32 protein-coding genes and 1 tRNA gene are annotated in these 24,224 nt (G+C 65.2%); 17 read left to right on the forward strand and 16 right to left on the reverse strand.

Features of this window, described 5'->3' with window-relative positions; all coding sequences use genetic code 11:
• The first annotated feature begins 101 nt into the window (after window positions 1-101).
• The 5 genes from WH5701_RS05835 (at window position 102) to WH5701_RS05855 (ending at window position 2,726) form a co-directional block, all read left to right on the forward strand.
• Window positions 102-1,025, forward strand: a complete 924-nt coding sequence (locus WH5701_RS05835; protein ID WP_006171121.1) for a sigma-70 family RNA polymerase sigma factor — start codon at window positions 102-104, stop codon at window positions 1,023-1,025.
• A 95-nt stretch (window positions 1,026-1,120) separates the two neighbouring features.
• Window positions 1,121-1,543: a YkvA family protein gene (locus WH5701_RS05840; RefSeq protein WP_006171122.1), complete on the forward strand. Its 423-nt coding sequence runs from the start codon at window positions 1,121-1,123 to the stop codon at window positions 1,541-1,543.
• Window positions 1,543-1,905 carry a hypothetical protein gene (locus tag WH5701_RS05845; RefSeq protein ID WP_006171123.1) on the forward strand — a complete coding sequence of 121 codons (363 nt, stop codon included), beginning with the start codon at window positions 1,543-1,545 and terminating at the stop codon, window positions 1,903-1,905. The genes WH5701_RS05840 and WH5701_RS05845 overlap by 1 nt, the downstream gene beginning before the upstream one ends.
• 108 nt (window positions 1,906-2,013) lie before the next feature.
• Window positions 2,014-2,235, forward strand: a complete 222-nt coding sequence (locus WH5701_RS05850) for a hypothetical protein (protein ID WP_006171124.1) — start codon at window positions 2,014-2,016, stop codon at window positions 2,233-2,235.
• The gene (locus WH5701_RS05855) at window positions 2,235-2,726 is read left to right on the forward strand and encodes a phosphate-starvation-inducible PsiE family protein (RefSeq protein ID WP_006171126.1); all 492 of its coding nucleotides are present in this window, start codon (window positions 2,235-2,237) and stop codon (window positions 2,724-2,726) included. Before WH5701_RS05850 ends, WH5701_RS05855 begins: the two co-directional genes overlap by 1 nt.
• Here the strand turns inward: WH5701_RS05855 and WH5701_RS16745 are convergent.
• Both WH5701_RS16745 and WH5701_RS05865 read right to left on the reverse strand, forming a co-directional pair.
• Entirely contained in the window at window positions 2,617-3,201 is a 585-nt protein-coding gene (locus tag WH5701_RS16745) for a Nif11 domain/cupin domain-containing protein (RefSeq protein WP_006171127.1), read from the reverse strand. The two genes, WH5701_RS05855 and WH5701_RS16745, sit on opposite strands and share 110 nt — an antisense overlap.
• A gap of 10 nt (window positions 3,202-3,211) precedes the next feature.
• Window positions 3,212-3,691, reverse strand: coding sequence for a GNAT family N-acetyltransferase (locus WH5701_RS05865; protein ID WP_006171128.1), 480 nt, complete (start codon window positions 3,689-3,691; stop codon window positions 3,212-3,214).
• Between the two features lie 165 nt (window positions 3,692-3,856).
• Here WH5701_RS05865 and WH5701_RS05870 point away from each other — a divergent pair, with 165 nt between their 5' ends.
• The gene (locus WH5701_RS05870) at window positions 3,857-4,090 is read left to right on the forward strand and encodes a DUF3136 domain-containing protein (RefSeq protein WP_006171130.1); all 234 of its coding nucleotides are present in this window, start codon (window positions 3,857-3,859) and stop codon (window positions 4,088-4,090) included.
• A gap of 25 nt (window positions 4,091-4,115) precedes the next feature.
• Window positions 4,116-4,511 (forward strand): c-type cytochrome, encoded by a 396-nt coding sequence (locus WH5701_RS05875; protein WP_006171132.1) that lies wholly within the window; start codon window positions 4,116-4,118, stop codon window positions 4,509-4,511.
• Between the two features lie 179 nt (window positions 4,512-4,690).
• Here WH5701_RS05875 and WH5701_RS05880 read toward each other — a convergent pair whose 3' ends face one another.
• Together WH5701_RS05880 and WH5701_RS05885 are read right to left on the reverse strand one after the other, a co-directional pair.
• Window positions 4,691-4,960: a YciI family protein gene (locus WH5701_RS05880; protein ID WP_006171134.1), complete on the reverse strand. Its 270-nt coding sequence runs from the start codon at window positions 4,958-4,960 to the stop codon at window positions 4,691-4,693.
• Between the two features lie 113 nt (window positions 4,961-5,073).
• Window positions 5,074-5,460, reverse strand: a complete 387-nt coding sequence (locus tag WH5701_RS05885) for a hypothetical protein (protein WP_050751387.1) — start codon at window positions 5,458-5,460, stop codon at window positions 5,074-5,076.
• Between the two features lie 254 nt (window positions 5,461-5,714).
• On the opposite strand from WH5701_RS05885, the gene WH5701_RS05890 reads away from it, so the two are divergent.
• Together WH5701_RS05890 and WH5701_RS05895 are read left to right on the forward strand one after the other, a co-directional pair.
• Window positions 5,715-5,900: a hypothetical protein gene (locus WH5701_RS05890; RefSeq protein WP_006171137.1), complete on the forward strand. Its 186-nt coding sequence runs from the start codon at window positions 5,715-5,717 to the stop codon at window positions 5,898-5,900.
• Window positions 5,901-6,076: 176 nt separating this feature from the next.
• Window positions 6,077-6,358 carry a FeoA family protein gene (locus tag WH5701_RS05895; protein WP_006171139.1) on the forward strand — a complete coding sequence of 94 codons (282 nt, stop codon included), beginning with the start codon at window positions 6,077-6,079 and terminating at the stop codon, window positions 6,356-6,358.
• Here the strand turns inward: WH5701_RS05895 and feoB are convergent.
• From feoB to WH5701_RS05920, 5 genes are read right to left on the reverse strand one after another with little or no spacing between them, the layout of a single operon-like run.
• Window positions 6,321-8,129, reverse strand: coding sequence for a ferrous iron transport protein B (gene feoB, locus WH5701_RS05900; protein WP_006171140.1), 1,809 nt, complete (start codon window positions 8,127-8,129; stop codon window positions 6,321-6,323). The genes WH5701_RS05895 and feoB overlap by 38 nt on opposite strands.
• A complete protein-coding gene (locus WH5701_RS05905) occupies window positions 8,126-8,779 on the reverse strand; it encodes a DUF938 domain-containing protein (protein WP_006171141.1) in 654 nt (217 codons plus the stop codon). The genes feoB and WH5701_RS05905 overlap by 4 nt, the downstream gene beginning before the upstream one ends.
• An 8-nt stretch (window positions 8,780-8,787) precedes the next feature.
• Complete coding sequence (gene trpA / locus WH5701_RS05910) at window positions 8,788-9,618, reverse strand: tryptophan synthase subunit alpha (protein WP_006171142.1); 831 nt, start codon at window positions 9,616-9,618, stop codon at window positions 8,788-8,790.
• Between the two features lie 43 nt (window positions 9,619-9,661).
• Window positions 9,662-9,997, reverse strand: a complete 336-nt coding sequence (locus WH5701_RS05915; protein ID WP_006171144.1) for a DUF3007 family protein — start codon at window positions 9,995-9,997, stop codon at window positions 9,662-9,664.
• Window positions 9,994-10,230 (reverse strand): NAD(P)H-quinone oxidoreductase subunit L, encoded by a 237-nt coding sequence (locus WH5701_RS05920; RefSeq protein ID WP_006171145.1) that lies wholly within the window; start codon window positions 10,228-10,230, stop codon window positions 9,994-9,996. The genes WH5701_RS05915 and WH5701_RS05920 overlap by 4 nt, the downstream gene beginning before the upstream one ends.
• A 75-nt stretch (window positions 10,231-10,305) precedes the next feature.
• Between WH5701_RS05920 and WH5701_RS05925 the strand changes: the two genes are divergently transcribed.
• Both WH5701_RS05925 and WH5701_RS05930 read left to right on the forward strand, forming a co-directional pair.
• Window positions 10,306-10,389 (forward strand) — tRNA-Leu (locus WH5701_RS05925).
• A complete protein-coding gene (locus WH5701_RS05930; protein WP_156776572.1) occupies window positions 10,363-10,929 on the forward strand; it encodes a rhodanese-like domain-containing protein in 567 nt (188 codons plus the stop codon). Before WH5701_RS05925 ends, WH5701_RS05930 begins: the two co-directional genes overlap by 27 nt.
• A gap of 17 nt (window positions 10,930-10,946) precedes the next feature.
• Here WH5701_RS05930 and WH5701_RS05935 read toward each other — a convergent pair whose 3' ends face one another.
• Both WH5701_RS05935 and WH5701_RS05940 read right to left on the reverse strand, forming a co-directional pair.
• Complete coding sequence (locus WH5701_RS05935; RefSeq protein WP_037979685.1) at window positions 10,947-11,564, reverse strand: hypothetical protein; 618 nt, start codon at window positions 11,562-11,564, stop codon at window positions 10,947-10,949.
• A 75-nt stretch (window positions 11,565-11,639) separates the two neighbouring features.
• Window positions 11,640-11,879 (reverse strand): DUF3136 domain-containing protein, encoded by a 240-nt coding sequence (locus WH5701_RS05940; protein ID WP_006171150.1) that lies wholly within the window; start codon window positions 11,877-11,879, stop codon window positions 11,640-11,642.
• 353 nt (window positions 11,880-12,232) lie between these two features.
• Here WH5701_RS05940 and WH5701_RS05945 point away from each other — a divergent pair, with 353 nt between their 5' ends.
• The gene (locus tag WH5701_RS05945) at window positions 12,233-12,640 is read left to right on the forward strand and encodes a 4a-hydroxytetrahydrobiopterin dehydratase (protein ID WP_006171153.1); all 408 of its coding nucleotides are present in this window, start codon (window positions 12,233-12,235) and stop codon (window positions 12,638-12,640) included.
• Here the strand turns inward: WH5701_RS05945 and WH5701_RS05950 are convergent.
• The 3 genes from WH5701_RS05950 to WH5701_RS05955 all read right to left on the reverse strand — a co-directional run bounded on the left by WH5701_RS05950 (window position 12,580) and on the right by WH5701_RS05955 (window position 14,938).
• Window positions 12,580-13,473, reverse strand: coding sequence for a transglutaminase family protein (locus WH5701_RS05950; protein WP_006171154.1), 894 nt, complete (start codon window positions 13,471-13,473; stop codon window positions 12,580-12,582). The genes WH5701_RS05945 and WH5701_RS05950 overlap by 61 nt on opposite strands.
• 77 nt (window positions 13,474-13,550) lie before the next feature.
• Window positions 13,551-13,694, reverse strand: a complete 144-nt coding sequence (locus WH5701_RS17575; RefSeq protein ID WP_006171156.1) for a hypothetical protein — start codon at window positions 13,692-13,694, stop codon at window positions 13,551-13,553.
• A gap of 230 nt (window positions 13,695-13,924) precedes the next feature.
• On the reverse strand, window positions 13,925-14,938 hold the full coding sequence (locus WH5701_RS05955; RefSeq protein ID WP_006171158.1) for a sensor domain-containing diguanylate cyclase: 1,014 nt from the start codon (window positions 14,936-14,938) through the stop codon (window positions 13,925-13,927).
• 306 nt (window positions 14,939-15,244) lie between these two features.
• Between WH5701_RS05955 and WH5701_RS05960 the strand changes: the two genes are divergently transcribed.
• The 5 genes from WH5701_RS05960 (at window position 15,245) to WH5701_RS05980 (ending at window position 21,560) form a co-directional block, all read left to right on the forward strand.
• Window positions 15,245-15,877: a hypothetical protein gene (locus tag WH5701_RS05960; RefSeq protein ID WP_006171159.1), complete on the forward strand. Its 633-nt coding sequence runs from the start codon at window positions 15,245-15,247 to the stop codon at window positions 15,875-15,877.
• On the forward strand, window positions 15,877-17,787 hold the full coding sequence (locus tag WH5701_RS05965) for a fumarate reductase/succinate dehydrogenase flavoprotein subunit (protein ID WP_006171161.1): 1,911 nt from the start codon (window positions 15,877-15,879) through the stop codon (window positions 17,785-17,787). The genes WH5701_RS05960 and WH5701_RS05965 overlap by 1 nt, the downstream gene beginning before the upstream one ends.
• On the forward strand, window positions 17,784-18,530 hold the full coding sequence (locus WH5701_RS05970; RefSeq protein WP_006171163.1) for a succinate dehydrogenase/fumarate reductase iron-sulfur subunit: 747 nt from the start codon (window positions 17,784-17,786) through the stop codon (window positions 18,528-18,530). Before WH5701_RS05965 ends, WH5701_RS05970 begins: the two co-directional genes overlap by 4 nt.
• 49 nt (window positions 18,531-18,579) lie before the next feature.
• Window positions 18,580-20,154, forward strand: coding sequence for a bifunctional orotidine-5'-phosphate decarboxylase/orotate phosphoribosyltransferase (locus WH5701_RS05975; protein ID WP_006171164.1), 1,575 nt, complete (start codon window positions 18,580-18,582; stop codon window positions 20,152-20,154).
• Window positions 20,155-20,249: 95 nt separating this feature from the next.
• Window positions 20,250-21,560: a cation:proton antiporter gene (locus WH5701_RS05980; protein ID WP_232201795.1), complete on the forward strand. Its 1,311-nt coding sequence runs from the start codon at window positions 20,250-20,252 to the stop codon at window positions 21,558-21,560.
• On the opposite strand, the gene pyrC is transcribed toward WH5701_RS05980, so the two are convergent.
• Complete coding sequence (pyrC, locus tag WH5701_RS05985; protein ID WP_006171168.1) at window positions 21,557-22,627, reverse strand: dihydroorotase; 1,071 nt, start codon at window positions 22,625-22,627, stop codon at window positions 21,557-21,559. The genes WH5701_RS05980 and pyrC overlap by 4 nt on opposite strands.
• A 69-nt stretch (window positions 22,628-22,696) precedes the next feature.
• Window positions 22,697-24,034, reverse strand: a complete 1,338-nt coding sequence (locus tag WH5701_RS05990; RefSeq protein ID WP_006171170.1) for a TrkH family potassium uptake protein — start codon at window positions 24,032-24,034, stop codon at window positions 22,697-22,699.
• Window positions 24,035-24,224 lie beyond the last annotated feature (190 nt).

Below are 24,224 nucleotides of genomic sequence, written 5' to 3' on the forward strand. Positions count from 1 at the left end.
TAATTCCGAATACCGAAGCAAGTTGGAAGTTGGAAGCCTTTCTGGTGGTTTTGAGAGAAATGAATTTCTGCTCTAGATTCAACGAAGCTTCGAGGTAATACATGGCCAGCTCGTTGAGTGCCTTTCTCGGAGAGATTGGACGTCATCAACTGCTCACCCCGACCCAGGAGCTCACCCTCGGGCGAAAGGTGCAGGCGATGGTCGCGCTCAATGAGCGTTGTGCCCTGGCCGGTGGCAACGGAGAAGCCTGCGACTACAACGATGTGGAGCGTCGCACCATCCGCACGGGTGAGCGGGCCAAGGATCAGATGATCACGGCGAATCTGCGCCTGGTGGTGAACCTGGCCAAGCGCTATCAGGGAAAGGGTCTGGATCTGCTCGACCTGATCCAGGAAGGAACCCTTGGCCTGGTGCGGGCTGTCGAGAAGTATGACCCCACCCGCGGCCACCGTTTCAGCACTTATGCCTACTGGTGGATCCGCCAGGGGCTGAACCGTGCCCTCTCCACCCAGAGCCGCACGATCCGCATCCCGGTGAATGTGAACGAAAAGCTCACCAAATTGCGCGCCGCCAAAGCAAGGCTGCTGCAGGCCAATGGCCTCACGGCCTCGCCGCAGGAGCTCGCCGCCACCATGCACCTTCCACTCGCGGAGGTGGAAGACCTGCTGTCCTGTGAACTGCGCAGTATCACGGTCAGCCTGCAGGGGGTGGTCAAATCCAAGTCGGATCCCACCGAGCTGGTGGATGTGCTGGCCAGCGATGAAATGCCCCCCATGGAGCGGGCTGAGCTGTCTGAGCGCAGCGCGTCGGTGTGGAGATTGCTGGACGTCTCGAATCTCACCCCCCGTGAGCGCACGGTGGTGATGCTGCGCTTCGGTCTCGATGGCGGCCATGAATGGCGCACCCTCGCCGAGGTGGCTCGACAGCTGGGCTGCAGCCGCGAGTATTGCCGTCAGGTGGTGCAGCGGGCCTTGCGCAAACTACGCAAGGCCGGCGTCCAGAGCGGCCTCGTGGAAGCGGGCTAGGGCCGGATCACCGTCCGAAATCGGACTGAAACCGTCCTTGTCTGCTCAGGCTCAGCTGACGATGATGTCGTTGTCCGTTGCTCCCAGAGCGAGCTATGGCTCCAATCGATGCCGGCTTTTCCGATTTCTCCGATGGGTCCTCCTCCAGAGGAGACTCAGATGTAGGGGATCAGACCACCGTTGAAGCGGAAGTGCTGGAGAGCACGGTGGTCGATGAGGGGATTCTGCAGCGGCTGTTGCGCAGGGCAGGCCGTGCCATTGCCCTGCCGGCTCTGGAATGCCTGGAACTGCTGCTGGATGGCAGTACCCCGAGCCAGGTGCGGTTGACGATGCTTGCGGCACTCACCTACCTGCTGCTGCCATTCGATCTCATCCCTGATTTCATTCCAGCTGCCGGCTTCAGCGATGATCTGGTGGCGCTCACGGCATTGCTAGGCCTAACGGGGCGCCACCTGACCCCAGACATCCGCTCCAGGGCCCGGCGCAAGCTGGATCGCTGGTTCCCCCCCGGCCGTTGATGCCAGACCACAGCAGCCCTCCAGCCAGAACGGCACCTGCCGGTCATGCATTCCTGAGCGGCGAACAGCTGGAAGATCTCCAGACCTTCCTCAAAGACTGGCTGCGCCACCAGGGACGCACGCAGGCCGACCTGCGACGGGCCCTGCGTGCTGAATCGATCCGGATGCCGGTTTTGCTCGATACCCTCCAGCAACTCCATGCGCAGGGGGGGCTGAGCGCCCTGGCGGCCCGGCTCTGTGGCATCGAGGAGCTCTGGCAGCGGGACGAGGGGGAACCAGGCCATCCGAATGAGGCGGGAGAGATTTCCCAGAGTCAGTTGGATCTCCTGCTTGAGGAGATCCGACAGGACCAACGGATTTAGCCTCAGGAAGGCAGAGTGGCAGCAGCCACGACGCTCTCCATGGCACCCATTTCCCCCAAGACCCTGACGAGCCCAGGGCAGATTCCACCGTCTGCCGCGCCACTGTTGATGGCGGTCCTTGCTCTGCTCGCTCTGGCCCCCTCAGTCCTGCGGGCCCAGAGCCTGCGCTACAACCTCGGCCCTGGCAGCAACGTGGGCGTACCCACTCAGGTGGAGCCGACCGATTGCGTCACCGACCCCAAGGATGGGTCCGTCACGTGCAACACCAAGCTCAGGAACCCGCCTGGTGACACCCCAGCTCGACCCAAATTCGAGCCCTTCAATAATTGATGGCCAGATTCTCCGGCCTGTTCGACGACGAGGCGTTCCTGGCGCTTGTCGACCGTTTCGAGCGTCAACTGGCCAAGGCGCTCTCGATCCTCCTCTGCGTGGTGCTGGTCGCCGCCACCTCACAGCTGATTTTTCGGGTGTGGCAGGAGTTCTTCAACCCCAACACCGGCTGGCTGGGTAACGATCTGATCAAAATCCTCGGTGATGTCCTCACCGTTCTGATCGCCTTGGAGGTGCTGCAGAACGTCACCGCCTACCTGCGCCACCATGTGGTTCAGATTGAGCTGGTGCTGCTCACCGCCCTCACCGCCGTGGCCCGGAAGGTGATCGTGCTTCAGCCCGGTGCGGAGGACAAACCTCTGCTGCTGGTTGGACTGGGAATCACGGTGGTGAGCTTGTCGGCGGGCTACTGGCTGGTGCGCTCCTCCACCCTGATGGAGAAGGCGTCCAGAAGAGGGCGAGCCAAAGTGTTCCGGGAGCCGGATCAGTAGCCACCACCCGGTGACGTCGACGGGGCGCGATCAGCAGGCTGTCGCCTGCGGCCATGTCCCGCGCTTCCGCTTCATCCTCGAAGCGCAACCTGGCGCTTCCGCGAAGCACCAGCACCCATTCGGTCTCCGGTTGGTCGTACCACCGGCCCATGGCGGTGCTGTGGGCACAGGAGTGAATCCGCTCCAGGCGCAGGACAGGGCTCTCCAGCAGCACATCCAGCCTTTCCTCCCCTGCCGCAGGACAGGGGCTGTCCAGCAGGTTGCCCGGTCCAGCACTCCTCCTTGCTCCAGGGACTGGTTCTCCCCAGCGCCTGCCGATCTCATAGCCCTGTGCCCTGGCCAGGGATACCACCTCGTGGTGGCTGGAGCAGGCCGCGAGGGCCTCCCGCAGCTCGGGACGCGTTTCGCTCTGGGCCACGAAGGCGTTGAGCTGGCGCACCTTCTCGAGAAAAGCCTGCAGCTGCTCCTCGGCCATGGCAGGTCGCTCAGTCGAGCGTCAGATTCTTGACCATACGGAAGCGGCGAAAGGGCACCGAGGCGATCGTGAGCTCCTCGATCCAGTCGACGCACCAGCCCTCCCGCTCGAACAAGGGGCGCGAAAGGAAGCTGGCTTCGGTGCAAAGCCGCCGGCTGCCGTAGCCCCGAGCGAGTGATTCGAGAGCCTGCAGCAGGGCTGTGCCCCGGCCCTGGCGGCTGGCCCGTCCGCGGCAGTAGAGCAGAGAGATGCGATCGGCTGGCTCCAGCACCGCGAAGGCCTCGATCACCGCGCCAGCGTCGGAGCAGCTGGCCAGACCCACTCCCTGCTCGAGGATCGTCTCGAGGGGGGAGCTCTCGAGCACCACATCCGCCCAGGCCTTCACTTGCTCTGGTGTGTAGAGCACTGGGGCCTGGCTGAGCACAGCGTCGCGGTATACCTCGCGCACCTCTTCGAGATCCTGGGGGGTGAGGGGTCGCAGGCTGTGCATGGATCGCCCCTGGCTGGCTGCTGGGAGGGTATCGGGGCGGCTCAACGATTTAAGACAACTTTGCTGTGGCCGTTGGGAATGGCCGAGTGCCGCGAGGCCTGCTGCATAGCGTGGACGCAGGTTCAGCGTTTGGCCGTGTCCACACGGCGAACGTCAGGGATCGCCATGGCCGACTCACGAGCGCTCAGCATCGGTGAACTGGAAGCGGGCTTTTCGGCCTATTGCCAGGCCCTGCGCCGGCTTGTGGCCGACGGACGCAGCCTCGAGCGCATCGAGCGCACCCTCTGCTGGCACAACCTCAGTGCCTTGCACAGCTCGCTGCCCCAGCGTTACCGCTCACCTGAGGATCTGTACCGCCGCTACCTGCGGGCCCTTGCGGCTGAGAAACCGTCAGACTGATGCTCCTGGCGTTAAGGGAGCCCGGATGTCCTCGATGCAAGCCTCATCCCCCGGCCCCCAGGCCTGGCGCCGGTGGCTGGGATTTCTGGCGTTGCTGGGCCTGCTGCTGCTGATCTGGTGGCCCCGGCCGGTGTGGGGTGAATCTCCAGCGGCTTCCGGAGAAAGCCTGTTCGCGAACCACTGTGCCGGTTGCCACATCAACGGCGGAAACATCCTGCGCCGCGGCAAGACCCTCAAGCTCAAGGCCTTGGAGCGCAATGGCATCACAGGCCCAGGCGCCATCGCAGCCATTGCCTCAGCCGGCCTGGGTCAGATGTCGGGGTATGGGGAGGTGCTGGGGCCAGGGGGGCCAGAGGCGGTGGCCGGCTGGGTGTGGCAGCAGGCGCTGGGGAACTGGTCTGCAGAGGCGAAACCCGTGTGATGGAGGGGTGGACTGCGTGAGCGCCACCTGTCCGTTCACCTCCGCCGCCCGCCAGATCTCGCGCTGGGTGAATGGAATGGCCGTGACCAGGCCCATGGGCTCGTTGACCGCCTGGCCTCCTGTGGATGTGCCTTCATCGCCATCCCTGATCGCCCCACATCTGAGTTCCCCGCAGGGCTTCAGAAGGCCTGAATCCAGGGGTAGACCTCCACACTGGTCCAGATCCCCTGCCGCCAGTAGACATCCCCTTTGACCAGGGCCTCCACCTGCTCCTGGCTCTCGGCTTCATAGAGACCGAACACCCTGGTGGTGCAGGCGGTGGGCCCGAGGGTGAGCAGTACTCCCTCCTCCTTTTGCCGCCGCAACCCGGCCAGATGCTCGTCCCGGAAGGGCCCGCGCCGCTCGAGCACGTCGGGGCTGTAGGTGCCCCAGAGGACGAATTTGGCCATCGGTTGCCCCTGTGGGAATGCTTCAGGTGAGGAAGGTTAAGGGTGTGCTGGACGGTTGATCTGCCGACCGGCGTGACCCACACCTGGCAGCGACGATCAGCTCTCCTGAGCGCTCAGCCCTTGACGCCCCGGCCCAGGAGCAGGTCACGGGCGCCATTGACCAGTTGCATGGTGTCGTGTTGGCCGCCACGGTCGGGGTGGTGCTCGGCGGCAGCCAGCTTCCAGGCGCGGGTCACATCTGGGGCCGTGATGCGGCCGCAGCGGGGAAGGTGCAGCCGCTGGCGAGCCACGATGGCGTCGAGGTCGGGGTGCTTGCCGAGGGGCCCCCAGTCGGCCTTGCTCAGGGCTGGGTTGCGTTTCCTGCCGCCCTTGGCCTGGGTTTTGGCGCGGTCGCTGCTGGTTCGTGTGGCCTTGTTGGTCCCGAACCCTTTGCTCGGCTCCCGCTCAGCTGGCCTCGTGCGAGCCAGGGGCGAGACAGGCTTGAGCAGGGTCTGGGGCATCTCCGTCACCAATCGTGAGTCAAGCCTGATGCATCACGGACCACTGACCGAGTGGCCGGGGCGAACAACCCTGGACCAGGTGTTCATCCGCAAACAGTGACTACAGAATAGCAACTGCTTGTCAAGCTACAGAAATACTCCGTTACGTTGCCTCAAGTCCCGGGTTCGCCCATGGCCGCCGTCACACTTCGGTTCAACAGCCTGCGGCCTTGAGGCACCGTGGCCCAGACAGTCCAGAGAACTTCCTGCTTCCCATGACCCTCCACCAAGGCCAGATGGTCCGGCTCACCAGCAGCCCTGACCACACCTATCAGGTGCTCAGCATCGACGCCGATTCCAGCACCTGCTGGGTGCGCCGCTGGCCCCTCTCACGCCATGGCTCACCAGCCTTCGCGCTGGCACTCGATCAGCTTCAGCAGCTCGACACGGCCAGCGCCTGAGCGATCCACCCGTGCCTGACCTCCAATTCAAGGAGACCCCGTTGTGATTCCCATCCGTTATCTGATCTGTTCCCGCCTCCTCGGCGGCACCACCCGCCTGCTCCTGCTGGGAGCGCTCACGGCCACCCTCGGCGAACTTTTCGTGCACATCGCCCTCTGATTGCCGCGCTGCTTAAGTGCAGGCAGCCCTGAACCAGGACATGAACCTGGCCGAAGCGCCTCTCGATCAGCCGCTCGAGCTGCTCAGCCTCCCCAGTCGTCCCAGCCTCGAGAGTCGCCTGCGCGCCATGGGGGTGAAGCCGGGCTGCCACCTGGTGGTGATGCGCCGGGGGCGCCCCGGAGGCATCCTGCACCTGCGCATGGGCCTGCTGGATTTCATGCTGCGCCGAGCGGACGCCGCCCAGATGGAGGCCCTGCCGCTCAGCCAAAACCGAGTCGAAGCCCTCCCTGATACGTGAGGAAAGCCATCACCCAGGCCAGGCTGAACGACCACACCAGCGACAGCGCCACGAAGCGTCCGCTGCGACTTTCCCTCAGCTGCACCGCCACTGTTGAGAGGCAGGGTGTGTACAGCAGGGTGAACATCATGAAACTCAGGGCCTGCAGCGGCCGGATCGCACCCACCACCGCGCTGGCCAGCGCACTCTCGCGGGTGGCATAGATCACCGCCATGGCCCCCAGCAGGATTTCCTTGGCGATGAAGCCGAAGATCAGCGAGATGGTCAGCTCCGGGTTCATGCCGATCGGCCCCAGCAGCGGCTGCACCAGCCGGCCGATCTGGCCCGCCAGTGACTGGCCGGAGAGGTGATCCACCCCCGGGGGGAGGTTGTTGAGCAGCCAGATGGCGATCACCCCCAGGATGATGAAGCGGCGGGTGGTGAAGAAGAACGTCACCATCTCGCGCCAGGCCCTGCTGAACACCGTGCCCAGGCTGGGAGCTCGGTAAGGGGGCAATTCCAGTACGAACCCCCCCTGGCTGGGGAACACCCGTTTGAACAGCAGGGCGGTGAGCACCGCTGCCGCGAAACTGACCACATAGAAGCCGAAGATCACCGCCCCAGCTGCCCACCAGGGCCTGGGAAAGAAGGCGCCGGCCATGAAGACAAACACCGTGAGCCTGGCCTGGCAGAGCGAGAATGGGATCATCAGCATCGCCAGCCAGCGCTGGGGCCTCTCGCGGATCACCCGGGTACCCATGATCGCTGGCACGTTGCAACCGAAGCCCATGATCTGCAGCACAAAGCTGCGGCCATCGAGGCCCAGCCAGTGCATTACCCCATCCATCAGAAAGGCCGATCGGGCCAGATAACCCGAGTCTTCGATCAGGGCGATCATGATGTAAAAGAGAAAGATGATCGGCATGAAGCTGATCACCGTGGTAGCCCCCATCCACAGCCCTTCGCTGAGCAGCTGGCTGAAAAAATCCGGCAGGGCCAGGCTCTGCAGGGCCGGTTGCAAAAGCTTGACCTCCACCGCGTCGAACAGGGTTCCCAGCCAAGACTGGATCGGTCCGCCCACGGCATAGATCAGCTGGAACACCGCCAGCATCACCACAAAGAAACTGAGCAGCCCCAGCAGTGGGTGCAACAGCAGCCGATCAAGGTGGTCGCGCTGGGGATCCGGATTGGGTTGGTCGTGGCCCTCGATGCAGCTCGCCACCAGCCGGGCCTGGTGCGCCTCCAGCTCCGCTTCAGGCACCAGCCGGGTGAGCGCGGGCTGCAGCTGCTCAAAGCCGTGGATGCGCTCCAGCAGCGTGTCGAGTCCCTCGCCCCGGCGGGCACTGATCACCAGCACCGGCAGCCCAAGATCGGCAGCCAGGCGCTGGTGGTCGATCCGCACCCCGTATCGCTGGGCTTCATCGCCCATGTTCAGCGCCAGGATCAGGGGCAGGCCGGTGGCCTGCAGCTCCAGGGCCAGTCTCAGCTGGGTGTCGGCATGGCTGGCATTGAGCACCACCACCGCCAGATCCGGGCGGGTGGCGCTGAGGAAGCGGCGCACGACAGCTTCATCCTCACTGCTGCCGCGCAGGTCATGGATGCCGGGCAGATCGATCAGGTCGTAAGGGCGGCCGGCGGCATCGGCGGGCAGGGAACCCCGCAGCAGTTCCACCGTGAGCCCAGGCCAGTTGGCCACATGGGCGTGGCCGCCGGTGAGCTTGTTGTACAGCGTCGACTTGCCGGTGTTGGGCAGCCCCAGCAGGGCGACCTGCACTGCTGAGGCCGTGGTCATGGCTGGGGTTCAGACCCCGCCGCCGCCATCCGGCGGAACACCAGCAGACGGTTATTGGCAGGCATCGGCAGATCGTCGATGGCCCGCAATCCGCAGCCAGCGGCCAGGGCGGTGAGCGCCTGGGCGTCGCGCACCCCCATGGCGGGATCGAGGCTGCGCAGGTGCTGATCGAAGGCGGCGTTGCTTGGGCTGGTGTGACGGCCGCCATCGTGGAAGGGGCCGTAGAGCAGCAACAGCCCTGACCTCCGCAGCACCTGGGCGCTGCCCTCGAGCAACTTCGGCACGGCGCTCCAGGGCATGATGTGGACCGTGTTGGCGCTGAACACCGCCTCAAAGGGGCCCGCGGGCCAGTGCGGCTGGAGCACGTCGAGTTCCACGGGTTCGAGCAGCCAGCCCAGTTGGCCGTTGGCCTGACCCTCCAGCTGGCAGCGGCGGTGCAGATCGCTCAGGTTGACGGCCCGGTCGCTGGGCTGCCATACCACCGGCAAATGGCGGCAGACATGAACGGCGTGCTGGCCTGTGCCGGAGCCCACTTCCAGCACCCGGTGGCCTTCCTCCAACCACTGGCGCAGGACCTCGAGGATCGCTTCCTTGTTGCGTTCGCAGGCCTCCGAATGGGGCAGGGAAACGTTCGAATCCTCAGGTGCCATGGCCGTCCTCAGGCATCGAGGGCCCGGCGAAGGTCGGCGATGAATCGGGCGGCGGCGGGGGCTGGATCCAAGCCCTGCTGATGGGCCGCCGCCATCACCTTCACCAGGGCGCTGCCCACGATCGCTCCATCGGCACCCCAGTCGCGCACCTGACGGGCCTGTTCGGGACCCGAAATGCCGAAGCCCACCGCCACCGGTCTGGGCCCCAGGCCCTTGAGTTGTTGCACCAGATCGCCCACCCGGCTCTCCAGGTTCGTGCGTACACCGGTGACCCCCGTGACGCTCACCAGGTAGGTGAATCCACGGCTGGCCTCAGCAATCCTCGCCATCCGCTCGACGGGAGTGGTGGGGGCCACCAGCAGCACCAGATCGAGGCCGTGGCTGGTGGCGATGGGCGAGAGACGCTCTGCCTCCTCCAGGGGCAGGTCGGGTACCACCAGACCTGCGGCACCGGCGGCGGCGGCCTCGCGGCAGAACGTCTCGAGCCCGCGGTTGAGCAGCGGGTTGGTGTACGTGAAAAGCACCACGGGCAGCGTCAGCTCACCCTTCAGGCTGGCGAGCATCTCCAGCACAGCAGTGGGGGTGGTGCCGGCGGCGAGGGCCCGGCTGGCGGCGGCCTGAATCACCGGCCCGTCCGCCAGGGGATCGCTGTAGGGGATACCGAGCTCGATCAGATCGCTTCCCTCGGCCTCCAGGGCCAGCAGGGTGGCGCGGGTGGTGGAGAGGTCGGGATCGCCCGCCATCAGGAACGGCATCAGGGCGCAGCGCCCCTGCTGTTTGAGCCCAGCGAAGCTTCGCTGGATCGGGGTGCTGGCGAGGGTGGCGGGAGCGGCGCTCATCGGGGCCGTTGGGCGAAGGCAGGCATGCTCCGAGCCTATGGGGTCAGGCTGCGGCGTCGTCCTGCCACTGGCCGATCTCCCGCAACAACTTCTCCTGCTCTGCAGGGCTGAGGGCATCGAATTCCTTTTGCAGCTCTTCGGTGGTGAGGGCATCGAAGGCGGCGCGGTAGCGGCGGCGCTGCTCCATGAAACTCATCTTTCCGGTGACCACCCGCAGCAGGTAGGAGCCCGTCCAGCCCATCACCAGGAGAATCAGCAGCGCTTCGGCGGCGATCCCGGCCGAAAAGCCCTCGAATCCCGCCGCCTTGAAGCCCGCATAGCCGAGGCCTCCGGCCAGGAACACCCCCAGCCCGATCAGCAGTGCCTGGCCCCGGTTCATTCCCCCTGACCCGCCATGCGCAGATTCAGGAAGGGGGCGAACAGGATCAGGCCGGGGAAGAACAGAAACACCAGGCCGTAGACCGCCGTGCGCTCGATCTTGCCCATCACGGTCCAGCGCTTGTGCATCCAGGCATAGAGGGCCAGGGGCACAACCACGAGGTAGGCGCCAGCAAGCACCAGATAAGCGCCCAGCACCAGCAGAGTTTCAGAGGAGATCGACCCCAGATCCATCGTTATGGAGCTGAGCAACCCAGGGAGCGGCACAACCGTGGAGGCAAGGTGACGCAAATCTAGGATCCCTGGGTCGGGGGCATGGCGGAATTGGTAGACGCAGCGGACTTAAAATCCGCAGGCCGCAAGGCTGTGGGGGTTCAAGTCCCCCTGCCCCCATCGCCTCAGCGGCTTCTGGGTGTGCTGGTCGCCGGGCTGGCTGCTGTGGTGCTGATCAGCCCAGCCGGCAGCCAGGCGCCCGGGGCGGCGAGCTCTTCTGACCAGCGGTTGGCTGCAGAACTGTCCCGCCGCTACGAGTTCCTGAAGCAGCGCCACCTCTCCGGCGTGCCGGAGATCAGCGTGGCCGAGTGGTTGAGCCGCCCCAGGGGCCAGAGCGCCGTGCTGGTCGACGTGCGCGAGCCCGAGGAGCAGCGGGTGTCGATGCTGCCGGGTGCCATCACCCAGCAGCAGTTTGAGCTCAGCGGGGATCGCTACCGGGGAGTGCTCGTGGTGCCCTATTGCACCATCGGGCTGCGCAGTGGCCTCTATGCCCGTGAGCTGCAGGCTCAGGGGTATCGGGTGCGGAATCTGGCCGGAAGCGCCCTGGCCTGGGCCCATGCCGGTCGTCCCTTCAGCTCAGCTGGGCGCCCCAGCCAGCGCATGCATGTATTCGGGGCGGATTGGAATCTGCTACCCAGTGGCTATGAGGGGGTGCTCTGAGCTCTTGGGTTAAGAGTTCAGGGTGCTGGCTTGGTGTCTGGCTTAGTAGCCGGCTTGGTGGCCGGCTTGGTGGAGGCGGGGCTGGCTTTTGGCTTGGCGACAGCGCCGGGCTGGGCCGGTGCATCTGTGGCGGCGTTGGGCACTGGCCGGGCGTTGGCGCAGAGATTGGCCACCATCTGGTCTTCGCCGCCCGTGGCTGCCGATTCGCCCAGGCTCAGCGGCAGCCGCCACGACTCCCACTGGGCATCGGCGACCTGGCGGCTGATGCGCAGGCTGGGGCAGAAGACCGCCACATTGCCGGTGATCGGTGGATCACCGCAGCGGTAGCTGGTGGTGCGAACACCTTTTGCGCTCAAGCGCCAGGCAGTCCAGTCGTACTGGCAGGCCCCGAAGCTGCGCCAGCGGGGGGCCTTCAGCTTGCGGATCTGCTCGAGCAGCTCCTTCTCCTTAGCGGTCGGAGCATCAGCAGCCTCGGCAGCGGGGGCTTTGGCCGGCGTGGCCGGAACTGGGATATCCGCTGCTTCTTCCTTTTGCGGCGCCCCGTCCTGGGCCAGGGCACGGCTATTCCCCAGGCCTGGGAAAGCCAGCACGGCCAGGAGTAGGGCGCTGATCCAGCTGGGCGCTCCGAGTTTCATCCGTTCAGGGCTGAGGTCACGACCATCAGCCTGTAACAGCATGGGCGGGCTGACAAGCCGGATGTTGAGGGCAAACTATTTTGACTCCTTCTTCTGCAGATGCTCACGCCGCAACAGGGTGAAGAGATAATCGGGCGCCTTGTACATGCTCGGCAGGCAATTGTGCAGAGTCTCCAGGCGACTCCAGCACACGGTCCGTTGAATTTCCTGGGAGGTTCTCTCCTCCATGATCAACATTTTCATGGCTTTGCAATAGAGGTGGTAGTTCGCCTCAAGCTCGCCGACCGTCAGGGAGGCTGCTTCAGTCATGGCCATTCGGAACCGGTTGTTTCAGGGGGATTGGATCGTTTGGATCCTGGTCTAGACACGGGGTCGATCAGAGCTTCCGTGGGCCAAAATCGATTCGGCATTCAACGGCTCACGGATACGAACCACCCTAAACCTCCAGTGGGGCTGTGTGCTCGCTGGCCTCGGCCCAGTACCCGTCAGGGTCAAGGCGGAACCTCCACTGGCGAGCCTGCGTCAAAGGGGTGGATGAGCAAGCAGCCAATGTTTGAAAGATATCGTCACCGGAGTTAGCCGAAATCCTCTCCATTCCTAAGGGGAAATACCTAGATAGGCGCGTTTCGGCCTTCTTTGCCAGAATTGGGGCCCTAATCAGCACAGCCATGGAACTGAGCGACGAGCGCTGCGTGCCCTGCCGCGATGGCGCCCCCACCCTCACAAGCGAGGATCTGGAGACACTGCTGCCCAACCTGGACGGCTGGCAGGTGGTGGACCACCACCATTTCCACAAGCTCTGGTCGTTTCCCGATTTTCAATCGGCACTCGACTGGATCAACCGTGCAGGAGCGGTCTGTGAGGAGGCAGGTCACCATGCCGATTTCTCCCTGGGATGGGGCCGCGCTGAGGCCGTGATCTACACCCACAAAGTGGATGGACTCACCCGGGCGGATGCGGTTCTGGCTGCCAAGCTCGATGCCATCGGTGCAACGCCGGCCACCTCCAACGGGGACTATGCCGCTGCTTCGCCGGGTTCTGGCTCCGAGTCGGAGGCCTTGAGTTCGATGGTGTAGCTCAGCTGGGAGCTCACGTCGGTGCCCCGGTAGGTACCGGTGGTGGGAGCAGCCATCAGGTGGTCGGGCGATGCCGCCAGGGCGACATGGCCATCGGCCACTGCCAGTCCCAGGCTGGGGTCGTAGCCGCGCCAGCCACCTCCCGGCAGGTACACCTCGGCCCAGGCGTGGAGTTCGTGCTCGCTCACCTCCGGTGGGTGATGCATGGAATAGCCGCTCACAAATCGTGCCGCCAGACCCTGGCTGCGGCAGGCCGTCACGTAGAGCATCGCCGTGTCACGGCAGGCTCCGCAGCGGCTGGAAAGGGTGTCCTCCGGGCTGAGCGGTTCACCGTCGAGGCGGCCGATGTGGTGAAAGCCGTGGTGAATGTCGTCGGCCAGACGCATCAGGAAATCAGGGGTGGAGTGCTCCACCTGGGCGGCAATCCCCGCCGCCCAGATGCCCACAGGGCTGAAGCCGGGATCGCAGGACCCTGAGGTGGAGCGGCTGGGCGCCAGGGAGACCGCTTCAGCGGCGGGGTAGGCCGCCGGCAGCCGCTGGGCTGGCGGGTGGGTGAGGATCCAGTCGAAAGGATTGCAGCGCAGGGTTTTCACCACCGAGCTCACCTGCAGGTGCAGGTGCTCACGTTTATCGCTGAACCAGAGCACCCTGGCGTCGGTGCCATCGGGCTCGATGATCAGGCTGTGACCAGCCGGAGCCTCCGTCACGGTCAGTTCATGGGAGATCAACCGCTGGGTCACGTCCTGGCGTGGACTGAGCCGTACGGTCATCGGCTCAAGGAAGACCGGCCGCTCATAGCGGAACCGGATGGAATGGTGGATCTCGAACAGCATGCCGGTGATTGCGCGGGCTGAGGAAATCCGCGCCGTTGTGGATGTTGCCAGCCCGAGGCCGGATTCTGCTGTTTGGATCAGCGGCGGCCGAGCAGGTCCTCCCAGCTCGGGGGGGCCTGGTGCTTGGACCCTGGGGCCTTGAGGCCGCTGCGCTTGCTGGCGGCACGCCTGAAGGAGCGGTCAGCAGAAGAAATGCCCGCTGGGGAAATGGTGATGGTCATGGGGAAACAGGTGTGATCTGGATATGGTTTCTGCACCGGGCGCCATACGCAGATCCTGAATGGACCGTCGGTGCGGATGGCGTTGGGAACCTGATGGCCGCCCCAGGAAGCGAAGGAGCTGGCGCGGTGCTGGATCAGGCACTGTGCGAGCTGCGCGGCTCGCCGGCTTCAGCCTGACCTGGGAACTGTAACTCCGTGCGGCAGACAACCGCTGACCCGGTTGCATGCCGTCATGACCTGAGCAAGGAGGCGATCTGGTTGCGGCCGTTGGTCTTGGCCAGTTCCAGAGCCCTCTCGGCCCGCTGCACCAGGTCGCCGAAGCTGGTGTCGTCGTGGGCGAGTGCTGACACTCCACCGCTGATGCTCAGTTGGTAGCCGGAGTGGGAGAACACGCCACTCATCCGGCTGGTGGCGTCGCGGATCTGCTCAGCCAGCTGCAGGGCCGCCTCGCCCCCCCGGCCGATCAGCAGGATCACGAACTCCTCATCACCGAGGCGGGCGATGAAATCCTGCTCGCGTAGAAAACCCTTGCAGAGGCGACTGAAATCAAGCAAGACCTGGTCGCCGGCGGGATGTCCCCAGCGGTTGTTGATCTGACGAAAGTTGTCGATGTCGAGGCAGATCAGGGCCATGGGTTCAGCGGCGCCGCGGGCCTGCTCCATCTCCCGTTGCCCCACGCTGAAGAGCGCGCCGCGGTTGGAGAGCCCCGTCACGGGGCAGAGGCTGGAATCATGGCGCCATTCGATTTCGCGCATCACCAGGTCGGCAAGCATTCGCAACTGCTGCTTCTGCTCCGGGCTGAACTCCCTGGGTTTCTGATCGATCACGCAAAGCGTGCCCAGGTTGTGGCCATCTTTGGTGCGCAGGGGAGCCCCGGCGTAGAAGCGGATGCCAGGCGGGGAGAGCACGAGAGGGTTGCTGCTGAAGCGTTCGTCCTGAAGGGCATCGGGCACCACCATCACCTCGTCAGTGGCGATGGTGTGTGCGCAGAAGGCCACCTCCCGCGGGGTCTCGCTCACCTCCAGCCCCTCCCGTGAGAGGAACCACTGACGGTCGTGATCCACCAGGGAGATCAGGGCGATGGGCATGTCGAAAATGGCGCTCGCCAACTTGGCGATCCGATCGAAATGGTGATCGCCGGCGTGATCAAGCAGTTGATGGCGCTGCAGTTCCCGCAGGCGCAGGGCTTCATCGGCGGGAACCGGGTAGGAGCGGGCCGTTCGATCGCCTGAGGTCTCGTTCATGTCGTCTGCATCTGCCCACAACCCTCATTGCAATGTAGGCAGAGCCGATACGCCGGGTTGTTCCGGGACCGTCGCACACATCCCGCACCCGCTCCCCCAACGAAATCAGCAAGGTTTCATCCGGCAGCCAGGACAGGCCCCAACGGGGCTCAAGGCCGCGCACCAGCAGCGTGCGGCTGCTCAGCTCGGGCTCCGTGGTCTTGGCCTCAGGCCTTGCCCAGGAGCAGATGGGACCTTGCGGAACCTCCGGCCTGCTTCGTTATGATCAGTCGTGGGTATTGCGTGGGTTGGAGCTCAGGCACGGGCATGACCCAGGCGATTCCTATCACGGCAACGATTCTGATCCTGTTCGTCCTGGCCCATGGGCTGGGGGCTGCTCTGGCTTTGCTCGATCCGGCGGCCTTTGAGAACTACGCCACAGCCTTGCATCACGCTCCCTGGTTGCCGCCCCTGGAGCTCACCCTGGCGCTGGCCGCACTCACCCACCTGGCACTCACGCTCCAGCGGGTGGTCGCCAACCGCCGGGCCCGGGGTGTGGTTCCCTACGGCCAATGGCGCAGCCGGCGTCTCCAGCCCCTGGCAGCCCTGGCTGGTCGCCTGGCTCCCGCCAGTGGCGCAGTGCTGCTGCTGTTCCTGGCTGTCCACCTGGGGCAGCTGCGCTGGCCCAGGCCAGGGGATGGTCTTGAGCGGCAGACTCTTTTGCTGGCGCTCACTTCTCCCTGGATCCTTGTGCTCTACGTCCTGGGGGGAGTGGCCCTGGGCCTGCATCTGCTTCATGGCGCTGAGAGCCTGACCCGCAGCCTGGGCTGGCTGGATGAGACCAACGCCACGGGGCTGCGCCTGGCCAGTCGTGCCTTGGCGGCCCTCATCGGCGGCGGCTTTGCCTTGCTGCCACTGGCGCTGCGGGCCACAGGCGCCCTGGCGGGGGCTGGGCTCTGATGCGGCTCGATTCCCAGCTGCCGACGGGCCCGGTGGCTGTCGCCTGGAGCCGGCGCCGTCAGGAGTTGCCACTGATTGCGCCCGCCAACCGGCGCCAGTACCGGGTGCTGGTGGTGGGCAGTGGCCTGGCGGGCGCATCCGCCGCTGCCAGCCTGGCCGAGCAGGGCTATCGAGTGAGGTTGCTGACTTACCACGACAGCCCCAGACGGGCCCATTCCGTCGCGGCCCAGGGGGGCATCAACGCCGCCCGCAACTATCAGAACGACGGAGACAGCGTTGAGCGGTTGTTCCGCGACACCGTGCGCGGCGGTGATTTCCGTGCCCGTGAGGCAGGCTGTCACCGGCTGGCGGAGATCAGCGGTTCGATCATCGACCAGTGCGTGGCCCTGGGGGTGCCCTTCGCCCGGGAGTACGGCGGCACCCTCTCCAACCGCAGCTTCGGTGGCTCCCAGGTGAGCCGCACCTTCTACGCCCGCGGCCAGACGGGCCAGCAGCTCCTCTACGGCGTGGTCCAGGCGCTGTTGCGGCAGGTGGAGGCCGGACGGGTGGAGCTCTGTCCCCAGCGGGACCTGCTTGATCTGATCACCCTTGATGGTGTGGCCCGTGGCGCCATCTGCCGCCACCGGCTCAGCGGTGCCCTCGAGACCCACACGGCCCATGCCGTGCTGCTGGCCAGTGGTGGTTACAGCAACGTGTTCCACCGCTCAACCAACGCGGTGCGCTCCAACGCCAGCGCCCTCTGGCGCGCCCACCGTCGCGGCGCCCTGATGGCGAACCCCTGCTTCACCCAGATCCACCCCACCTGCATTCCCAGCGGTGATCCCGACCAGAGCAAGCTCACCTTGATGAGCGAGAGCCTGCGCAACGACGGGCGGGTCTGGCTGCCGCGGCGGCCTGGGGACCACCGCCCCCCCGATCAGGTGCCGGAGGCAGAGCGTGATTACTTCCTCGAGCGGCTCTATCCCAGCTACGGGAACATGGTTCCCCGCGACGTGGCCTCCAGGCGCGCCCGCGAGCTCTGTGTGGCCGGTCATGGGGTGGGGCCCGCCGGCCGCTCGATCTATCTGGATTTCGACGAGGCGATCGAGCGCGAAGGCCGCGGGGTGATCGAAGCCCGCTACGGCAACCTCTTCTCCATGTACGAGCGCATCACCGGAGCCGACCCCTACAGGGAACCGATGCGCATCTACCCCGCCCCCCATTACACGATGGGTGGGCTGTGGGTGGACTACCACCTGATGAGCACGATCCCGGGGCTGTTCGTGCTTGGGGAGGCGAATTTCTCCGAGCACGGCGCCAACCGGCTCGGCGCCAGCGCCCTGATGCAGGGCCTGGCCGATGGGCTGTTCATCGCCCCGGCCACCGTGCCGGCCTGGCTGGCTGAGCATCCACACCCCGAGCTGGACCACCAACACCCCGCCTGCCGCGAGGCCGTGGAGGGGGTGCGCCAACGCATCGCTCGCCTGCGTGCCATCGCTGGCCGCCAGACGGCAGAAGACCTGCGGCGGCAGCTGGGGGCCCTTCTGATCGAGCGCTGCGGCATCAGCCGCTCGGCAGCAGGTCTGCGCTCGGGCCTGGAGGGGGTGGCGGCTCTGCGCGCCAGCTTCGATCAGGAGCTGCTGCTGCCCGACCCCGGCACCCCGCTGGATCCCGAGCTGGAGAAGGCCCTGCAGCTGGAGGATTATCTCGAGCTGGCCGACCTGATGCTGCGCGATGCCCTGGCCAGGGAGGAGTCGTGCGGGGCCCATTTCCGCGAGGAGCACCAGAGCGAGAGCGGCGAAGCCCTGCGCCGTGACGCCGAGTTCAGCCACATTGCCGCCTGGGAGTGGCGGGCTGATGGAGCACCCATGCGCCACCAGGAACCGCTGCACTTCCGCGCGATCAGCCCCACCGCCCGGAGTTATCGATGAGCGGCCCTTCAAGCCTCAGCCTCACCCTGCGGATCTGGCGTCAGCGCCAGGCTGAGCCCAGAGGCGGCTTCCTCAATTACCGCCTGTCTGGACTGAGCCCGGATCTTTCCCTGCTGGAGGCCCTCGATCGGCTGAACCAGGAGCTGCTGCTGGAGGGCGAGCGGCCGGTGTACTTCGATCACGACTGTCGCGAGGGGATCTGCGGGTCCTGCGGCTTCCTGATCAACGGCCAGGCCCATGGGCCCCGTAGCGGCACCACCGTCTGCCAGCTCTACCTGCGGGAGTTCAGCGATGGCCAGGTTCTCACCCTCGAGCCCTGGCGGGCCCGCGCCTTCCCCCTGATCCAGGATCTGGCAGTGGATCGTTCCGCCCTCGATCAGCTGCTGATGGCCGGAGGATATGTGTCGGTGAACATCGGCAGCGCCCCGGAGGCCAATGTCCTGCCGGTGGGCCGGGAACTGGCTGCCCAGGCCTTTGAGGCCGCCAGCTGCATCGGCTGCGGCGCCTGCGTGGCGGCCTGCCCGAATGCTTCCGCCAGCCTGTTCGTGGCGGCCAAGCTCACCCACCTCGAGCTCCTGCCCCAGGGCCAGCCGGAGGCCTCCCAGCGCTCCAGACGAATGCGCGAGCAAATGGATGCGCAGGGTTTCGGAGTCTGCGGCAACCAGCTGGAGTGCTCGGCGGTCTGCCCGAAGGAGATTCCCTCAAGCCTGATCAGCCGCATGAACCGCCAGGCCAGCGGTTGAACGGCCGGGGGGTGGCCTGCACTGCCATGCTGGCCCAGGGGCAGGCGCCATGAGCTTTTTCGTCAAACTCACCGAAGCGATGGCCAGCCGCCAGTCGCTGTTGATCACCGGCTTGGATCCCAACCCGGAGATGCTGCAGACCTGGACGCGCCACAACGCCGGCAGTGGTTCCTTCCTGGCCCAGGCCCGCCGCTGGATCAAGGCGGTGATCGAGGCCACCTCCGACAGCGTCTGCGCCTACAAGCCGAGCCTGGGGTTCTACCAGGCCCTGGGGCCGATCGGCCTCGAGTTGCTGCGGGAAGTCCGCGAGCTGGTGCCGCTGGAGCTGCCACTCATCCTCGATGCCAAGCACGGTGATCTGAACAGCTCCTCAGCCCTGGCTCATTACCTCTTCCGCGACCTCGGCGTGGATGCGGTCACCCTCTCCCCCCTGGCGGGCCAGGACATCGCCGCCCCATTTCTGCTTTATCCCGACCGGGCGGTGGTGCTCACCTGCCACAGCTCCAATCCCGGCGCCCGGGTGGTGCAGCACCATCCCGATGAGGATGACCCGCTTTACATCACGATCGTGCGGGAGACCCAGCTCTGGGGCACCCCGGAGCACCTGCTGCTGGAGGTGGGAACCAGCGATCCGGCCGTGCTGGCGAGGGTGCGGCGGGAAGCTCCGGAGCGTTTCCTGATCCTGCGCAGCCTCTGGGGTGAGGAGGAGAGGCTGGAGGCCTTGCTTCAGGCGGGTCTCAACGCGTCAGCTGACGGACTGCTGTTGCCCCTGCCCCAGCACCTGCTGGTGGAGGAGGGCATGGCGGCGGGCACCCGGGCCCTGCGCCAGCAGATCGAGACGATGAGGGCGAACTGGGATGGCGGCACGATCGACCGCTGTGAGCTCTGGCTACCGGCTCCCCGCGTTGGATCAGCGGCGCCGGCAGCCTCTTCGGCGTCAGATGTTCTGGTCGACGCCAAGAGCCTTGAGCAGGGGCGCCTGGAGGATCAACGTCTGGAGGACCAGCGGCTGGATGAGCTGCTGGTGGATCTGTTCGATATCGGCTGCCTGCTCTTCGGGGAATACGTGCAGGCCTCCGGAGCCGTTTTCAATTACTACATCGACCTGCGCCGGATCATCTCTGATCCGAACCTGTTCCACCGGGTGCTGCACGCCTACGCCGAACCGCTGGCCCATCTGCAGTTCGATCGAATCGCCGGTATTCCCTATGGATCCCTCCCCACCGCCACGGGGCTGTCGCTACAGCTGCACGTACCGCTGATCTACCCGCGCAAGGAGGTGAAGGCCCATGGGGCCCGCCGTTTGATCGAAGGGGATTTTGAGGAAGGCGAAACCGTTGTCGTCGTCGACGACATCCTGATCACGGGTGGAAGCGTCCTGGAGGGCATCAGCAAGCTGGAATCTTCGGGCCTGAAAGTGCAGGATGTGGTGGTGTTCATCGACCACGGGGGCAACGCATCCAACCGGTTGGCCTCGGCGGGTTATGCCTGCCATGCGGTGGTGGGCATCGAGCGGATCACCACCGTTCTGCTTGCGGCTGGTCGCCTGAGCCAGGAGCAGGCTGATCTGCTCGAGGCCCACACCACCTCAGCGCCTGCCGCAGCGGCATCAGCCACGGCCTGAGCCCATGGTCCCCGAGTTCAATCACACCTAATTGGATGCTCAACAACTCCCTGATGGTTCTGGCCGAGGTTGCCACGCCAAATGCACAGACGAATGTGCTGGACCTTCCACTCCAGGCCCACCTGTTGTTCATCGGCATCCTTTTTCTCGGAACCCTGGCCATCAGCAGATTCTCCCCAAAGATCGGCATCCCAGCAATTCTTGGCGTGCTCCTGCTGGGATTGTCGATCAACGTCAACATCCTTGAAATCACCCATGAGCAGGCGTCTAATTTTCAATTGCTGGGCCTGGCCCTGTTGTTGTTCTACGCAGGGCTCAAGACCGATCTGGCCGCGATCCGGGGCTTTCTTGAGTACGGCGTCGTGCTCGCCGTTGGTGGTGTGGTGGTCTCTTCGTTGATCCTGGGTGGGTTGATCTGGTTTCTGGGCTCACCATCAGCTCAGGTGCTGTCCGTTGGGATTGAAACCATCCCTCTGGGGGCCGCCATGCTGATCGCCGCCTGCCTTGGCTCCACAGATGCTGGGGCCACCCTGAGCGTGTTGCGATCGGTACGCGACAAGGTTCCGCTGAGATTGCAGCACCTGCTGGAGTTCGAATCCTCGGTGAACGACCCTTCAGCGCTGCTCTTCTATGGCCTGGTGGTGGGCATCTTCGTGGTCTCAAGCACTGCTGGAGTCGGCCCCAGCTTGGAGAGCACCGTGGTCACACAGGTCAAGATCTTTTTTCAGCAGATTGGCGCAGGCTTGGTGGTGGGTTTTGTGTTCGGATATCTGGCGCGCTTCGTAATCAATGACCTGGTGGAGGAACGCTCCCAGTTGTTGGTGGTGGCCATGTCAGTGGCCTTCGTGGTTTATGGTTCGGCGACCCTGTTGGGTGGTTCAGGATTCATTGCTGTCTACGTCACCGGACTGTTTCTCACCAACACCAGGTATCGCTCGCCTGAGATTAACCACGTCACAATTCAGGAGGTATTACTCCCCTTCAACACGATGACGGAGATCACCATCTTTCTGATCTTTGGCCTGCTTGTCTATCCTCCTGACCTGGTCGACGCCCTGCCCATCGGCCTCCTCTCGGCCCTGGGGCTGATGTTCGTGGCTCGTCCCATCAGCGTGCTGATTCTGCAGCCTCTCTCTCCGTTCAGTTTCAAGGAATCGTTGTTGGTATCGTGGTGTGGGCTGCGAGGGGCTGTTCCCCTCGCCCTGTCCCACGACCTAAGCCTGGCGATTCCCAGGATCCGCGGCATTGACCCGGCCATCATCGGGGAGATCAGCAAGAACGCCGAGAGCATCATCTTCATTGTGGTGGTGGTCAACCTCTTCGTTCAGGGCGTCAGCCTGCCCTACCTGGCCCGAACCCTCGGGCTGAAGCCAGACATCCACCTCGATTCCGGACTGGCTACTTAGGCGGGCGCAGCCCCGATTCGCCAGGGCAGGATTTCTCCGGCCTGGAAAGGCACCAGCGGCAGGAGACGATCACCCTGCCCGCCCAGTTCAAGCTGGTGGGGCACCTCCAAGGGCTGCCGCACCAGCTCGATCGTGGTCTCGTTCAGGGGCAGACCGTAGAAACGGGGCCCGAACACCGACGCAAAGTTCTCCAGCTGCTCCAGGGCACCCTCCTGCTCAAACACCTGGGCGTAGCTCTCAAGCGCATGGGGGGCATTGAAGATACCGGCGCAACCGCAGGCCGATTCCTTCGCTTCCCGCGAGTGAGGTGCTGAATCGGTGCCCAGGAAGAACCTGGGTTGTCCTGAGGTGGCAGCACCGCGCAGGGCGATCCGGTGCAGTTCCCGCTTGGCTACTGGCAGGCAGTAGGCATCCGGGCGGAACCCGCCCCGGAACATGGCGTTGCGGTTGATCTGCAGGTGATGGGGGGTGATCGTGGCAGCCAGGGTTGGAGGCCCCCCCTCAACGAAGGCCACGGCCTCGGCGGTGGTGATGTGCTCAAACACCACCTTCAGCCCCTGGTGACGTTCCAGCAGGGGCTCGAGCTGACGCTCAATGAACACCGCTTCTCGATCGAACACATCCACCTCGGGGTCGGTCACCTCGCCGTGGATCAGCAGCGGCATGCCGATCCGCTCCATCGTCTCGAGCACCGGCGCGATGCGGGCCAGATCACTCACCCCGGCCTCGGCGTTGGTGGTGGCCCGGGCTGGATAGAGCTTGGCGGCGGTGAAGACCCCCTCGCTGAAGCCACGCTCCAGCTCACCAGGATCGATCGTGTCGGTGAGGTAGGCCGTCATCAGTGGCTCGAATCCGTTGCTCCCTGACACCGCGAAGAGGATGCGCTCGCGGTAGGCCTCTGCCGCCGCCGCCGTGGTGATCGGCGGCAGCAGGTTGGGCATCACGATCGCTCGCCGGAAGACCCGGGCCGTGCTGGGGGCTACGGCCCGCAGCATCGCCCCGTCGCGCAGATGCACATGCCAGTCGTCAGGGCGGCGGATCACCAGTCGGTCGGGGAGTGCCGCCATGGAGCCGGTGCCGCGAGCAGGCTCTCCATTGTCCGTCCTGGCGGAGGAGAGCCTCAGAAGCCCCCATCTTCAGAGGTACAGCTCCTCGTGCTGGTAGGAGATGCGTGAGGTGGTGTGGCTGCCGAAGACCGCCGAGAGCAGCAGCAGGATGCCGATCCGGCCCACGAACATCCCCACCATCAGCACCAGCTGGCCCCAGCGGTTCAGCTCTGCGGTGACCCCCACATCGAGTCCCACGGTGGCGAAGGCGGAGATGCAGGTGAACAGTTTCTCCAGGAAGCTGAAGGGCTGACCGTCGGTGCCGACCCCGCGGTCGAGACCCAGCACCAGAGCCATCAACAGCACGAACAGCAGTGAGGCGAGGGTGACCCCAACGGCCCGCAGAACCACCTTGTCGGAGATCGCCCGGCGCCGGATCACCACAGTGTCTTCGCCCCTGAGGGTGGAGCGGGTGGCCGCCACCAGGCACGCGAAGGTGGTGGTCTTGATGCCGCCGCCGGTCCCTCCGGGACTGGCGCCGATGAACATCAGCGTCATCATCAGCAGCAGACCCGCTTCGGAGATGACCTCCACCGAGAGGGGCACGGTGTTGAAGCCGGCCGTGCGGGTGCTCACCGACTGGAAAAACACCACCTGCAGTTCCTCCCACCAGGGCAGGGGCGTCAGTCCGCTGGAGCGGGTGAAATGCTCGGTGAACAGCATCCCTGCCGCGCCGATCAGGATCAGGCCGATCGTCCAGCGCAGCACCAGGCGGGTGTGCAGGCTGAAACTGCGGATCAGACGCACCTTGAACCGGTTCTGCCAGAGGTCGTTGGTGACCCGGTAGCCGATTCCCCCCGAGACGATCATCACCATGATCACCAGGTTCACGACCGGACTGGCGCGATAATCCATCAGGCTGTCGCTCCAGAGGCCGAAGCCGGCGTTGTTGTAAGCGCTGATGCAGTGGAACAGGGAGGCCCACAGCCGCTCACGCGGCACGGGGATGTCACGGAAACCGATGGTGTAGAGCACGAGAGTGCCCATGCCGATCACCCAGGCTGCGGTGATCAGGATCGAGTGGAAGGTGTCGCCGATGCCGCCCACACCGAATTCGTCCATGGCCCGGCCGCGATCAAGCCGGCGGCGCAGCCTCGAGCCCCGTTGCACGAAGCCCTGCAGAAAGGTGGTGATGGCCATCAACCCCAGGCCGCCGGTGAGGATCAACAGGGCAAGGAGCACCTGCCCAGGAAAGGTGAGCTCCTGGCCCACGTCCACCACCGAAAGTCCCGTCACTGTGATGGCGGAGATCACCGTGAACATGGCCTCCCAGAGGCCGACCTGCTCGGAAGAGAACACGGGCAGGGCCATCAGCAAGGTGCCCACGGCGATCACCAGCAGGCCGGTGAGCACCGTGAACTGAGGCACCGTCAGTCGCGAGCGTCGTTGCTGGAAGCGCTCCAGCAGCTCACGGATCGGGTTGGTGGTCGTTCTGGTGGATGGCCTGGAGGGGGAACTGGCGCTGCCTGGCACCCATCGATTCCGGAGACGCACCATTATCAGGCTGGGTAAGCGGCATGTCCGTGGCAGAGCTGGCAAACTGCGCCCACTGCTTTGC

This window comes from Synechococcus sp. WH 5701 (genome assembly GCF_000153045.1).
Taxonomy (GTDB): domain Bacteria; phylum Cyanobacteriota; class Cyanobacteriia; order PCC-6307; family Cyanobiaceae; genus Regnicoccus_A; species Regnicoccus_A antarcticus.